At 68.7% G+C, this 12242-nt stretch carries 15 protein-coding genes and 2 tRNA genes; 2 read left to right on the forward strand and 15 right to left on the reverse strand.

Features of this window, described 5'->3' with window-relative positions; all coding sequences use genetic code 11:
• Positions 1 to 179: 179 nt before the first annotated feature.
• The 7 genes from HC028_RS21860 to HC028_RS21890 form a co-directional block, all read right to left on the reverse strand.
• Positions 180 to 638 (reverse strand): helix-turn-helix domain-containing protein, encoded by a 459-nt coding sequence (locus HC028_RS21860; protein ID WP_239075658.1) that lies wholly within the window; start codon positions 636 to 638, stop codon positions 180 to 182.
• 308 nt (positions 639 to 946) lie between these two features.
• Complete coding sequence (locus HC028_RS21865; RefSeq protein ID WP_168079268.1) at positions 947 to 1318, reverse strand: type II toxin-antitoxin system death-on-curing family toxin; 372 nt, start codon at positions 1316 to 1318, stop codon at positions 947 to 949.
• A complete protein-coding gene (locus HC028_RS21870) occupies positions 1315 to 1518 on the reverse strand; it encodes a DUF6290 family protein (RefSeq protein ID WP_203981517.1) in 204 nt (67 codons plus the stop codon). Before HC028_RS21870 ends, HC028_RS21865 begins: the two co-directional genes overlap by 4 nt.
• A gap of 236 nt (positions 1519 to 1754) precedes the next feature.
• Complete coding sequence (locus tag HC028_RS21875; RefSeq protein ID WP_168079269.1) at positions 1755 to 2156, reverse strand: type II toxin-antitoxin system VapC family toxin; 402 nt, start codon at positions 2154 to 2156, stop codon at positions 1755 to 1757.
• Positions 2153 to 2404 (reverse strand): FitA-like ribbon-helix-helix domain-containing protein, encoded by a 252-nt coding sequence (locus HC028_RS21880; protein ID WP_168079270.1) that lies wholly within the window; start codon positions 2402 to 2404, stop codon positions 2153 to 2155. Before HC028_RS21880 ends, HC028_RS21875 begins: the two co-directional genes overlap by 4 nt.
• A gap of 73 nt (positions 2405 to 2477) precedes the next feature.
• Positions 2478 to 2551, reverse strand: a tRNA-Ile gene (locus HC028_RS21885).
• A gap of 113 nt (positions 2552 to 2664) precedes the next feature.
• Positions 2665 to 2740, reverse strand: a tRNA-Asn gene (locus HC028_RS21890).
• Between the two features lie 253 nt (positions 2741 to 2993).
• On the opposite strand from HC028_RS21890, the gene HC028_RS21895 reads away from it, so the two are divergent.
• Complete coding sequence (locus HC028_RS21895; RefSeq protein ID WP_168079271.1) at positions 2994 to 3434, forward strand: hypothetical protein; 441 nt, start codon at positions 2994 to 2996, stop codon at positions 3432 to 3434.
• 117 nt (positions 3435 to 3551) lie between these two features.
• Here the strand turns inward: HC028_RS21895 and HC028_RS21900 are convergent, their stop codons facing one another.
• The 5 genes from HC028_RS21900 to dnaG are packed head-to-tail and all read right to left on the reverse strand — an operon-like array spanning position 3552 to position 8555.
• Entirely contained in the window at positions 3552 to 4367 is an 816-nt protein-coding gene (locus HC028_RS21900; protein ID WP_168079272.1) for an ABC transporter permease, read from the reverse strand.
• Positions 4368 to 4385: 18 nt separating this feature from the next.
• Entirely contained in the window at positions 4386 to 5150 is a 765-nt protein-coding gene (locus HC028_RS21905; RefSeq protein ID WP_168079273.1) for an ABC transporter permease, read from the reverse strand.
• A gap of 2 nt (positions 5151 to 5152) precedes the next feature.
• Complete coding sequence (locus HC028_RS21910) at positions 5153 to 6085, reverse strand: ABC transporter ATP-binding protein (protein WP_168079274.1); 933 nt, start codon at positions 6083 to 6085, stop codon at positions 5153 to 5155.
• A 55-nt stretch (positions 6086 to 6140) separates the two neighbouring features.
• Entirely contained in the window at positions 6141 to 6668 is a 528-nt protein-coding gene (locus HC028_RS21915; RefSeq protein WP_168079275.1) for a hypothetical protein, read from the reverse strand.
• The gene (gene dnaG, locus HC028_RS21920) at positions 6669 to 8555 is read right to left on the reverse strand and encodes a DNA primase (RefSeq protein ID WP_168079276.1); all 1887 of its coding nucleotides are present in this window, start codon (positions 8553 to 8555) and stop codon (positions 6669 to 6671) included.
• A 98-nt stretch (positions 8556 to 8653) separates the two neighbouring features.
• Between dnaG and HC028_RS21925 the strand changes: the two genes are divergently transcribed.
• Positions 8654 to 9325, forward strand: coding sequence for a SanA/YdcF family protein (locus tag HC028_RS21925; RefSeq protein WP_168079277.1), 672 nt, complete (start codon positions 8654 to 8656; stop codon positions 9323 to 9325).
• 48 nt (positions 9326 to 9373) lie between these two features.
• On the opposite strand, the gene HC028_RS21930 is transcribed toward HC028_RS21925, so the two are convergent.
• From HC028_RS21930 to HC028_RS21940, 3 genes are all read right to left on the reverse strand, one after another.
• A complete protein-coding gene (locus HC028_RS21930) occupies positions 9374 to 9637 on the reverse strand; it encodes a TM2 domain-containing protein (RefSeq protein ID WP_203981516.1) in 264 nt (87 codons plus the stop codon).
• Positions 9638 to 9782: 145 nt separating this feature from the next.
• Positions 9783 to 11021, reverse strand: coding sequence for a deoxyguanosinetriphosphate triphosphohydrolase (locus tag HC028_RS21935; RefSeq protein WP_168079278.1), 1239 nt, complete (start codon positions 11019 to 11021; stop codon positions 9783 to 9785).
• 38 nt (positions 11022 to 11059) lie between these two features.
• Complete coding sequence (locus tag HC028_RS21940; RefSeq protein WP_168079279.1) at positions 11060 to 12226, reverse strand: AI-2E family transporter; 1167 nt, start codon at positions 12224 to 12226, stop codon at positions 11060 to 11062.
• Positions 12227 to 12242 lie beyond the last annotated feature (16 nt).

Genomic DNA, 12242 nt, shown 5'->3' on the forward strand with positions numbered 1-12242 from the left:
GGTGGCCGCCTATCCGCCTTGGCGGCGGATCGGTTTTTCCCTGCCCTGCTCCGCAGGCGTTCCGTTTCCTCCCCTGCCTGAAGGCCGGGGTATCCACGGAAGGGATCCGATGACAAGCACGTCGGGGTCGTCGGCGATCTGAGACGCCGCCCGCAGCACGTGCTCCAACTGTTCGCGCCTCACGCAGCGTGCTCTTCCCGCCAGCGGGCGACGAAAGCAGCGAGCACGGCGCGGCGTTCCGTTTCAGGTAGTACGCCGGCGAATGGCGAGTTCTGCCGCAGCTCCACTGCATGGGGTACTCGCGAGGTCAGCGCGTCAAGGACCGCCTCCACCCCGTCATCGAGCGTGGCCTGCCATCGGTCCAGCCACATCGCAGCCATCCCGTCGCGGTGGACTTGGCGCAGCCGGTCGAGGTTGGCCCGGACCTTCGACAGCACGCCGTCGGGATCGGTCACCAGCCGGCCCGCCACCGCACGATGTAGCCACAACGCCTTGAGCTGGTCACGGGTCAGTTCGGGACGCAGCACCGCCTCGACATCCGCGCGTCGCAGCCGCCGATGGGTTCCCGCCTTCACATACGGCAACAATCCACGCTTGCACAGATCCACCACATGCTGGCGTGACGACCCGAGCAGCACCGCTGCCTCGCCGGTCGTCAGGAGCTCACCAGTACGTACTGTCACATCTCAAGCATGCGTTGCAAACGCCAAAAACGCAACAGACGGCGTCGCGATCATGTCGCCGACATACGGCAAGCACCGGTTCGCCTGGAAGATCAAAGTGGGGCGGGTGGACTCGAACCCACGACCGGAGGATTATGAGTCCCCCGACTCTGAACGCTGCGCGACGCCAGCCTGAGCGCTCACCAACCAGCAGCGCTGTGCGCCGAATCCTCTGCTCTCGCAGAACACCAGAGGTACGCGACGACCGTGAAATCACCGTTGAACTACGGCACGCCGACCTTACGGAAGCTCGCGGCAACGTCAGCCACGTCGAACTCGCCAGTGGCTGCCCTGATCACCATGTCGTAGGCCTCGTCGTCACCGAATCGCGGGTAGTGGCCGTTGAGGGCACAGAACAGGATGGCAGCGGCGAAGGCGAGCCGCTTGTTGCCATCGATAAGGGCGTGGTTTCGCACAATGGAGTGCAGCAACGCCGCAGCCTTGTCCGCCAGAGTCGGGTAGGCGTCCTCGCCGAAGACGGTGGTCTGCGGACGGGCCACAGCCGCACCCAGCAGACCGGGATCGCGGATCTTGACTTCCCCGTCGACCACGGCGTGGGCGAGCTCAGTGAGCTCTTCGAGGGTCAGGAAGATCATTCGCCGAGCCGCCGCAGCACCTCGGCGTAGTCGGTTTTGATCTTCTGTGTGTAGTGCGCAATGGCGTCGGCGCGCGAGTGCCGCTCGATGTACTCGGTGACGGCACGCAGAGCCACATCCTGCATCGAGGTGCCCTCGAACTCGGCCCGCTGGCGCAGCGCCTCGGTCTGCTCGTCGTCAAGCCTGAGTGTCATCGCCATGGGGCGATGATACCGCTTTTGATACCTTGCACCAGGGCCTCGGCGCACTCAATACGGCGGAGACCGAGCGCAGGGGCACTTGCTGCAATTGGCCAGACCGCCGTAGTGAGCAGCGCGGCGTCGACAGCAGGGAATGCCTCACGTTGGGCAGTTGTCACTTGGTGGGGCGGGTGGGACTCGAACCCACGACCGGTACGTCCCATGTAGCTGGAGCCGAGGAGCACCCGTCGGCACCATCAATGCGCGGATATCACCCTGATCTCGCAGCGCAGACCGCCGGCCTTAGCGAGCCTGCCGTCGCCGGTAACCAGCGGACATTCGAGGGCTTCCGCCGCGGCTACATAGCCGACGTCATATGCGGTGAGGTTGCCGCGTAGCTGCCAGATCCGATCAACCAGTTGAAAGATGTCCACCTGATCGATCACAAGTTCCGCAAGCGCGGCGACCGCCTCATTTGCGCGGTCAAGTCCAAGCTTGCCGCCGAGGACCTTGCCCCGGATCACCGAAACGACCTCGACGAGCAAATGGGCCGGCGCCGCCCAGTGAGGATCAACTGCGAGAGCGGCACGTGCCGCTGCGCCCATCGGCCCGTCGTCGAGGAGTGCATCCGCGAGCGCGGAGGCGTCCACAACGATCACGCGACGTTCCCCAGCCCACGCTGGGCACGCTGCTCGGCCAGATCTGCCGCCGTCTCACCCGGCAGAGACTGGCTTCCATCGGAGCGACCGGCAAACCGATCGAGCACAGCGGTGTTGCGCAGTCGACGAGCCTGCGTCTCGACCAACTCCAATAGATACGCCTGCAGCGACTGGCCCCGCGCCTTCGCCTGGATCACCAGCGCGTCACGAACGTCCTCTGGCACATCACGGATCTGGATAGCCACCATGCATGCATTATGCATGCACAGACATTTGAACGCTACCTTGCCAGCCAAAGACGGTTCACATGGCGGCAGAATGTGGGGCGGGTGGGACTCGAACCCACGACCGGAGGATTATGAGTCCTCTGCTCTAACCGGCTGAGCTACCGCCCCGGCGCGCTCAGCTTACCCAGCCCTGGCACCAGTTCGCGTACCCTCTGCGTTCGCCACGCGGCAACGCCCCCAGCAACGACAAACGCCCGCCTGTCCGGCGGGCGTCGATCTGATGGCTCCCCCGTTTGGACTCGAACCAAAAACCTGCCGGTTAACAGCCGGCTGCTCTGCCAATTGAGCTACGGGGGATCGCAGTCGACCTTGTCGGTGCGACGCGACAAGAGTACACAACAATTCGGCGCCGTGCGCCACTGGGTTAGCGAAACACGCCGACAGGATGCCAGGCGACCCCAAGAACTGACAAAACTTCCAATTGCCCCACGAGCGCGCCTCACGTGTAGACAGACGACGAGACGGGTACGGGAGGACACACGCAGGCAGGCGCGAGCGGTCCCAGCCGCGGACCCCGACATGTGCTTCGCGTAGAAGAAGGAGGTCGCTGATGCGCGGCAAGCTGATGTTTCTCGCTGGTCTCGGGGCCGGGTTCGTGCTCGGTAGCCGGGCAGGGCGGGAGAAGTACGAAGAGCTGGTCCAGACCGCCCGCAAGGTTCGGGAGAACCCCACGGTCCAGGAGGCCGCCGGGGTCGTCCAGGAGCAGGCAAACAAGATCGTTTCGGGCGGCAAGGAGAAGCTGAGCAACAGCAAGCTGGCCGACACCAAGGTCGGCGAGCGGTTGATCAACGCGATGGACACCGAGCCTGACACCGGCTCGGCGGAGCGCACGCAGCCGCTCGCCCCGACCGGCGGCAGGGCCGGGTCAACGGATCGGACGACGGGTCTGATCGACACCAGGGGCACGACGGGTGGTGGCCTCGGCACGACGGGCACCACCACTGGCACCACGACAACCGGTGGCGCCACCAGCACCTCAACCAGCCGCTGACGCTCGCCGACGTGCAACGGGCGGCCGCCGCACCCGCGGAAGGCCGCCCGTGAGCATGAGCGCCTCGCGGCCGAACCTAAGGGGGCAGCACATCGCTGCCCCCTTGCTGCGATCAGCTCACTTGTAGAGCAGGACACCCATCCGGCGGCCGGCGATCACCAGACCGACCGACGCCAGCGCGATCAGGTACGCGACATGACCGAGCAGCCCCCAGCCCAGGGCGCCGGTCGCGAGGCCGCGCAGCAACTGCACCCCGTGATAGAGCGGCGTCACCTCCACCACGATCCGCATGAACCACGCGTACGAGTCAACCGGCGCGAAGGTGCCGGAGAACAGGAACATCGCGAACTGCACCACCATGATGTAGTCGAAGTCCTGCCAGCTCCGGACGTACGTGGCGATGGCCATTCCCATGCCGCCGAAGGCGAAGCCGACGATCACCGTCGCCGGGAACGCCGCGATGGCCCACCCGGTCGACGTCAGGCCCATGCCGACCATGATCCCGAGGAAGGCGACCGAGTAGATCGAGCCGCGCACGAGGGCCCACATCAGCTCACCGAGCGCCACCTCGAACGGCTGGACGGGAGTGGCCAGCACCCCGTCGTACAGCCGCATGTACTTCATCTTCCCGAACATGTTCATCGTGGTCTCTGCCAGCGCGCCGTTCATGGCTGAGGCGGCGAGCATCGCGGGCGCCACGAACGCCGCATAGGAGACGGTGCGCCCGTCCGGCAGCGTGAAGCCCTTGATCAGCGCGCCGACGCCGAGGCCGATGGACAGCAGGTAGAGCACCGGCTCGAAGAAGCCGGAGACCAGGACCCACCAGTACCCGACGTGACGGGCAGCCGCGACGTTGCGCCCGGCGACGGCGGCGGCGCGTTGGAACCGCCGCTCGGCACGGGCGGCCAGGCGCGGTAGCACGAGAGTGACCATCGATGATCCTTCCTGGCGTCACTCCGCCAGCCGGCGGCCGAAGCGGTAGGTCGCGAGCAGGTAGCCGGCCACGCACCAGGCCACCAGGTAACCGACGTGCGCCCACGCTCCCCACGCGCTCGCGGTCCCGAGCGTCGCCGCCCGGGTCAACTCGACGCCGTGCCACAGCGGCGACACGTAGGCGAGCGCGCGAGCCGCCAGCGGCAGCGAGTCGACCGGAAAAAACACGCCGGCGAAGAGGGTCATCGGGACGACGGCGAACCGGAACAGCACCGCGAACATGCCCTCCGTCTTGACCAACGCGCTGAAGGCGAAGATCGGCGCGGCGGTGGCGAGGCCGACCAGGAGCGACACCGGCAGCGCGAGGGGCGCCCACCAGGAGTGCAGCGTGCCGAAGAGCGCCATGACGATCAGGAAGCCCAGGGCCGACAGCGCGACGCGCAGCAGCACGTACGCGATGTGCCCGCGCACCATGTCGGCGACGCGGACCGGGGTCGCCCGCATCGAGTGGTACATCCGGTGCCAGTGGAAGCCGGAGTACACCGGCCAGGTCGACTCACTGGCCGCGACCTGCAGGGCGGTCGAGGCCAGCAGCCCGGGCGCGATGAAGTCCAGGTACCGCACGCCGAGCCCGCCCGTACGGTCGACGTATCCACCGACACTGAGGCCCATCGCGAGCAGGAACAGCACCGGCAACAGGAACGAGCTGAGCACGCTGCCGCGCCAGACCCGCCGGTAACTGACGAGCTGATGTTCGAAGACCGCGTACGCCGGATGGGCCATCGTCAGTCCACCAGCGTCCGGCCGGTCAGGTGCAGGAACACGTCTTCAAGGGTGCTGCGCCGCACGAGGACGCTGGACGGCCGGAGGTCGCGGTTGCCGACGGCGGCGACCGCGGCGTCACCGTCGTCGGCGTAGAGCAGGATCCGGTCGGGCAGCAGTTCGAGCCGCTCGCCGATGCTCTCCAGCTTGCCGACGTACGAGTCGAGCGTGGCCTCGGAGAAGCGCAGCTCGACGACCTCTCGGGTGGAGTAACGGTCGATCAGCTGGCGCGGCGAGCCCTCAGCCACGATCTTGCCGCCGTCCATCACGACGAGCCGATCGCACAACTGCTCCGCCTCGTCCATGTAGTGGGTGGTGAGCACGAGCGTCACGCCGCGCTGCTTGAGCTGGAACAGCCGCTCCCACACCAGGTGCCGGGCCTGCGGGTCGAGGCCGGTCGTGGGCTCGTCGAGCAGGACGATGGCCGGGTCGTTGACCAGCGCCCGGGCGATCGTCAGGCGCCGCTTCATGCCGCCCGACAGCGGCTCCACCGTGTCGCCCGCCCGCTCGGTGAGCTGGACGAACTCGATCAACTCGTCGGCGCGCTGCCGGGCCACCTTCCGCGAGATGCCGAAGTACCGGGCGTACACGGTCAGGTTTTCCCGGACCGTCAGCTCGGGGTCGAGCGAGTCCTGCTGCGGACAGACGCCCAGCCGGGCGCGGATGGCCGACCCGTCGCGCACCGGATCCATCCCGAGGATCCGCAGCGTGCCCCCACTGGGCGCGGACACGCATCCAATCATGCGCATGGTCGAGGACTTGCCGGCGCCGTTGGGGCCGAGGAACCCGAACGCCTCGCCGGCGTGGACGTCGACATCGATTCCCGCGACAGCGGTGAAGTCGCCGAAGCGCTTCACCAGGTCGCGTGCGGTGATGAGTGGCTCAGCGGCAGACACCTTCGGACCCTAACCCGCGCGTACGACACGTCCGCCACCGATTTACGCAAGCCGGTTAAGGAACGATGCCCTCGATGCCGGACCTGCCGTGCTCGACCAGTTCGGCGGTTGCCGCCGCGACCTCGGCCGAACTCGCGTCGACGCCCTCGTCGTACCGGACGGTCCAGCGCAGCCCGTTCACTCCCGGCACCCGCCGGGCCACCACCCGCGCTCCCCCGCCGCCCGCGAGGGCGTGATGGCTGGTGTACGCGATCGACTTCGTCACCCGGGTGCGCACCTGCACCGGAACGTTCTCCGGGTCGAGCAGCGTGTACACCACCGCCGGCCGGTCGGCGACGACGACGTATCCGTCCCGCGCGTCCACCTCCTGCGAGGCGATGAGCGCAAGTTGACGCCCCGACCAGGTGGCCTTGTGGATCTCATGCCAGCCCAGCCGCGCATCGGCGCCGGGCAGCCAGATCCCGCGGTTGGTCAGCACGACGTACTCGTCGTCACCAACGCCCGCCCACGCGACGATCCGCTCGTCGGCTTCGAGCGTGGGGCGCCGGCCAGCCGGCAACTTGCGGCGTCGGAACAGCGCCACCTACAGACCTCCCGCCGCCTGGTTACGCAGTGCGCGCGCGTGCTGCTCCAGCGAAACCAGTTCGCCGAACAACCGCAGATGTTCGTCCACATTGGTCACCGGATTGAGCCGCTGCAGCTTTGACTTGAGGTCGGCGATCCGGCGGTTCACCGAGGGCAGCTGCAGCCGGGCGAGCGTCACCGTCACGTACCCCGGGTCCGGCTCCCCGCCCAGATGCAGCGGCTCGACGGCGAGCTCGGCGACGAGGGCCTTGGCGGCAAGGTCGTCGCAGCAGTCCCGAACCCGGTCGACCCAGCTCACGCCGTCGGTCGCGGCAGCCGCGCCACCGGCCTCCGCGATCGCCGCGCGTAGCGCCGCGTGCACCGGATGGAGGTACGCGCCGCTGTCGACCGAGTCGAACATCGGCCCGGCCAGCACCGGGTGCTGCAGCGCCAACTTCAGCCCCTCCCGCTCGACGGTCCGTTGCGGGCTGTCGATGTCCGGATCGGCCGCGACCCGCCTCGACGCCGCGAGGGGGGTCGCCCCCGCACCGCGCGCGGCCTGGGCGACGAACCGCTGTACGGTGTCGATCTCCATACCGAGGTCACCGGCGAGCTTGCGGGTGTACTCGGGCTGCAGCGCCCTGTCCTTGATCTTCGCGACCAGGGGCGCGGTCGCACGCAGCGCCGCGACGCGACCCTCCGCGGTATCCAGGTCATAGCGCGACATCACCGACCGCAGCGCGAACGCGAGCAGCGGCTGCCGGCGCGCCACCAGATCGCGTACCGCGACGTCGCCCTTTGCCAGGCGCAGCTCGCACGGGTCCATGTTGTCCGGGCTGACCGCGATGAACGTCTGCGCCACGAAGCGCTGCTCGTCCTCGAACGCCCGGAGCGCCGCCTTCTGACCGGCCGCGTCGCCGTCGAAGGTGAAGATGATCTCCCCGCGGTACGCGTCGGTATCCATCAGCAGGCGGCGAAGTACGCCGATGTGGTCACCGCCGAAGGCGGTGCCGCAGGTGGCGACGGCGGTGGGCACACCCGCGAGGTGGCACGCCATCACGTCGGTGTACCCCTCGACGATCACCGCGCGGCCCTGCTTGGCGATCTCCCGCTTGGCCATGTCGACGCCGTACAGCACGTGGGACTTCTTGTAGATCGGAGTCTCGGGGGTGTTGAGGTACTTCGGGCCGTCATCGTCGTCGAACAGCTTGCGCGCACCGAACCCGATGACGTCGCCGGACAGTTCCTTGATCGGCCACAACAGGCGGCGGCGGAACCGGTCGATCAGGCTGCCCGAACGGGCTTCCCGGGCGAGCCCGGCCGTCACCAGCTCCTCGCTGGTGAAGCCTTTCTGCCGCAGGTGCTTGGTCAACAGGTCCCAGGCGTCCGGCGCGAACCCGCAGCCGTAGCGCTCCGCCGCGGCGCGGTCGAACCCGCGCTGGGCCAGAAACTCGCGGGCCGGCCGGGCGCCGCGGGTGCCCAACTGTTCGGCGTAGAAGCGGGCCGCCTCGGCGTGGGCGGCGACCAACCGCTGCCGCTGGCCGGTCTGGCGGGTCGGCGCCGGGCCCGCCTCCTCGTACCGCAACTGCACGCCGGCCCGGCCGGCAAGCCGCTCGATCGCCTCGGCGAACGTCAGGTGGTCGATCTCCATGACGAAGTTGATCGCGTCGCCGCCGGCGCCGCAGCCGAAGCAGTGGTAAAAGCCCCGGGTCGGGGTGACGTTGAACGACGGGGACTTCTCGTCGTGGAACGGGCACAGACCCTTGAGATTGCCACCTCCAGCGGGCTTGAGCGTCACCTGCTCGGAGATCACATCAACGATCGAGGTGCGCTCGCGCACCAGCGCGATGTCCTCGTCCCGAATTCGCCCTGCCACCGTGCGCGTCACTCCCTCGTCCGGATACATCCTGCCTGACGCCCGGGCGGTGACCGTCGACGCCCACCGGATGCGCCGCGCAATTGTCGCCGCCCGCGGGGCGCGCGGGGCAATTAGAGTCAGCGCTGATGAGACGGTGGAGGCCGACGGGGCGGCTGGTCAGGTGGCTGGCAGTAACCGGACTGATTATCGCGCTCGCGCTGCTCGCGCCGACCGCATGGCTGGGCGTCACGGCCGCCGGTCACGTCTACGACCCGGACGGGTCCCCGCGGGCTCCCGTGGTCATCGTGTTCGGCGCCCAACTGGCGCCCGGCGGCACCGAGCCGAAGCCGTTCCTGCGCGGCCGGCTCGACACCGCGGCGGAGCTCGTCCGAGCCGGGCGAGCCAAAGCGGTTCTGGTCTCCGGCGACGCCCACGGCAGCTCCGGCAACGAGGTGAGCGTGATGAGCCGGTACCTGGCCGCGCACGGGGTGCCCTCGCGGCGGATCGTGGCCGACGGGTACGGGCGGGACAGCTTCGACACCTGCCGGCGGGCCCATGACGTGTACGGCGTCCGCCGGGCGCTGCTGGTCAGTCAGGGCTTCCACCTGCCGCGCGCGGTTGCGCTCTGCCGTGGGCTGGGCATCGACGCCGACGGGGTGGCGGCGCGATGCGACGGCTGCCAGTCGTGGACGCTGGGCTTCAACACGGCCCGCGAAGTCCCGGCGGGGTGGAAGGCCGTGTACGACCGGGCCAGCGACCGGCCGCCGGCTGTTTCGTCGCCCGCAAACCTTGAGGTCGCCGCCGCTCTTCGCGACTAGGACCGCTCCAGGAGCGGGGCGCCACATCCGGCGCCCCGCTCGCCAACGTCAGTTTTCGCGCAGCGGGCGTCCCTGGGCGTCGGTGCCGCCCTTGACGAGGATCATGATCCCGTCGACCAGCGGCCAGATCGCACCGATACCGCAGGTCAGCCAGGTCGCTGCGATCTGCCCGATCGCCAAACCGGTGTGGCCGGTGTAGAACCGCCCGGCGCCGAACCCACCCAGCACGATCTGCAGGATGCCAGCGACGATCTTCGACTTGTCGGATATGCCGTTCGCGGGGGTGTATTCCCCGGACATGGGATTAGTCATGGCGGGGATACTAGGTTTTCAGCGCCGTGGACATTGGCATATTTTTGTCATCTTTTCGGGCAATTTTGCATTTGTGGCGTTTGATGCGCTTCGCCGCCGGGTAGCCCGCACCTCTTCCCGCGGTCAGCCCACGAATTCCCAGCGGTCAGCCCACGAACCGGCGGTGCCAGTCGACGGCGGCCGGATCGGTCAGGCTGGCCACCTGATCGATGACGACCCGCAGCCGCGCGGCGTCATCGGCCGCTGCCCGCCACCGCGGAGCGAAGACCGGGTCGAGCGCGTCGGGCGCGCGTACGGTCAGCGCGGCCACCAGTTCCCGCAGGATCTCCTGCTGGCGATCCCGCCAGGCCGCGACCGGACCGCGACGCATCACGTACCGGAACGCAAGGCCTTTGAGCAGCGCGCACTGGGCGCGGATCCGCCGGGGCACCACGAGGTCGCCGGCATAGCGGCCCAGCGGGCCGCCACCGTACCGCTCCCGGGTGGCTGACACGGCTCCGGCGATGAACCGCCCGGTGAGCACGCTGGTGACCCGCTTGAGCCCGACCTGGGCGGTGTGGCTGCCGTCGTAGTGACTCAAGGGGTCGAACAGCGGATCGGCGATAAGCTCCTCGAGGACGGCGGCGAGGTCTGCCGTCGACTCCGTGGAGTAGGTCGCCGCGACGTCGGCGCAGAGAGCCGCCCGCTCGTCCGGATCCTTGCGCAGCCGCGCGAACGGAACGTACCCGCCGTAGACGCCGTCCTCGACGTCGTGCACGGAGTAGGCCACGTCGTCGGCCCAGTCCATGACCTGCGCCTCCAGGCAGCGGCGATGGTCCGGCGTGCCGTCTCGCAGCCAGTCGAACACCGCCGCGTCCTCGGCGTAGGCGCCGAACTTGCGCTTGCCGGGCTCGCGGAACCAGGGGTACTTGGCAACGGCGTCCAGGCTCGCCCGGGTGAGGTTGAGGCCGGCGGACTCGCCCCGGTCGTCGACGATCTTCGCTTCCAGGCTGGTGAGGACCCGCAGCGTCTGCGCGTTGCCCTCGAACCCGCCACACGCCTGGGCGACCGCGTCGAGCACCTCCTCGCCGGTGTGGCCGAACGGCGGGTGCCCGAGATCGTGGGCGAGGCCGGCGGTGTCGACGATGTCGGGATCGCAGCCGAGCCGCTCGCCCATTTCCCGGGCGATCTGGGCGACCTCCAGCGAGTGGGTTAGCCGGGTGCGGAGAAACTCGTCGCCGCCGGCCGTGTGCACCTGGGTCTTGGTCGCCAACCGCCGGAAGGCCGCCGAGTGCAGCACCCGCGCCCGGTCGCGCTGGAACGGGCTGCGCCAACCGGCGTCGACCGGGCGTAGCGGATCCTTGGCCGTCTCCCGCACGTACCGCTCGGCGTCGTGGTCATTCACCCGCTGAGACTAACCGCGGCGTATGACGCCGGGTTTGATCAACTCGCCGCCGGGGCCCTGGACCGGGCCTCGGCCGGCGGGGGCGGCTCGTGCATGCTGGCGATCGTGGGCGTGATGACGACCTTCACGGCCGCCGCGATCGGGATCGACATCAGCGCGCCGACGACCCCGAGGACGCTGCCACCGATCAGCGCGACCAGCAGCACCGCCACCGATGACAGGTCGACACTGTTGCGCAGGACGCGCGGCGCGATCAGGTAGTTCTCCACCTGCTGGTACACGATGAAGAACACCAGCACGACCACGCCCGCCGGCCAGAGGTCGACGGTGAAGAACGTGACCAGGACACACAGCGCCGCGCCCAGCGTCGCCCCGACGAGCGGGATCAGGTCGGCGATCGCCACGGCGATCGCGAGCGGCAGCGCGAACGGCACCTTCAGCAGCGCGAGACACAGGAACGACGAGACGCCGGCGAACAGCGAGATGATCAGGTTTCCGATCATGTACGCGCCGACCTTGTCGACGACCACGTTCACGATCTCGGCGACCTGAGGGCGCCGCCGGTGCGGGAACAGGCGCACCAGCCCGCGCCGCATCCGCGGCATGTCCGCCATGAAGTAGATCGTCAGCACCAGCACGGTGACCGTCGACAGCACCGCGCCGAAGAACTGCTGCACGAAGCCGACGGCGCTGCTCGCGACCCGCGTAGGCAGGTCAGCGGCGAGCGCGCTGAGCCGGTTGGTCAGGTTGTACCGGTCGCTCAGCTCCTGGAACGTCCTCGACTGCTCCGGCAGCTTGCGCAGGTAGCCGGGCAGGTTTCCGACCAGCTTGCCGCCCTGCTCGATCAGCGGCGGCACGATCGACCAGATGAAGACTCCGAATAAGCCGAGCATCAACAGGATGACCAGGGTGACCGCGGCCGGCCGGGCCAGACCCTTGCGGACCAGCCACCGCACCGCCGGGTCGAGGCTGACCGCGACGAACAGCGCGATCAGCACGAGGACGAGAATGCCGCGCACGGTGTAGAGCGCGTACCCGCTGAGGAGAACCAGGAGTACGCCGAGCGTGGCCGCGGCCGCCCACCGGAGCACCAGGCCCGGCGGTACCCGATCGGCGATCGAGCGGGATTCGGCGGTCTCGTCGATCCCGGCGGAGCCGACTGGCTCGCCCCGCCCACCCTGCGGTTTCTCCTCCACGGCCGTCATAACCACACGATGCCAG

It is taken from the genome of Planosporangium flavigriseum (genome assembly GCF_011947225.1).
Taxonomy (GTDB): Bacteria; Actinomycetota; Actinomycetes; order Mycobacteriales; family Micromonosporaceae; genus Planosporangium; species Planosporangium flavigriseum.

What these genes read in the sequence shown, in the direction of transcription:
- HC028_RS21900 (WP_168079272.1), bottom strand. Translation starts at nt 4,367, where the DNA reads ATGGTCACTCTCGTGCTACCGCGCCTGGCCGCCCGTGCCGAGCGGCGG.
- HC028_RS21895 (WP_168079271.1), top strand. Translation starts at nt 2,994, where the DNA reads ATGCGCGGCAAGCTGATGTTTCTCGCTGGTCTCGGGGCCGGGTTCGTG.
- dnaG (WP_168079276.1), bottom strand. Translation starts at nt 8,555, where the DNA reads ATGTATCCGGACGAGGGAGTGACGCGCACGGTGGCAGGGCGAATTCGG.
- HC028_RS21865 (WP_168079268.1), bottom strand. Translation starts at nt 1,318, where the DNA reads ATGATCTTCCTGACCCTCGAAGAGCTCACTGAGCTCGCCCACGCCGTG.
- HC028_RS21930 (WP_203981516.1), bottom strand. Translation starts at nt 9,637, where the DNA reads ATGACTAATCCCATGTCCGGGGAATACACCCCCGCGAACGGCATATCC.
- HC028_RS21880 (WP_168079270.1), bottom strand. Translation starts at nt 2,404, where the DNA reads ATGGTGGCTATCCAGATCCGTGATGTGCCAGAGGACGTTCGTGACGCG.
- HC028_RS21940 (WP_168079279.1), bottom strand. Translation starts at nt 12,226, where the DNA reads ATGACGGCCGTGGAGGAGAAACCGCAGGGTGGGCGGGGCGAGCCAGTC.
- HC028_RS21905 (WP_168079273.1), bottom strand. Translation starts at nt 5,150, where the DNA reads ATGGCCCATCCGGCGTACGCGGTCTTCGAACATCAGCTCGTCAGTTAC.
- HC028_RS21870 (WP_203981517.1), bottom strand. Translation starts at nt 1,518, where the DNA reads ATGGCGATGACACTCAGGCTTGACGACGAGCAGACCGAGGCGCTGCGC.
- HC028_RS21925 (WP_168079277.1), top strand. Translation starts at nt 8,654, where the DNA reads ATGAGACGGTGGAGGCCGACGGGGCGGCTGGTCAGGTGGCTGGCAGTA.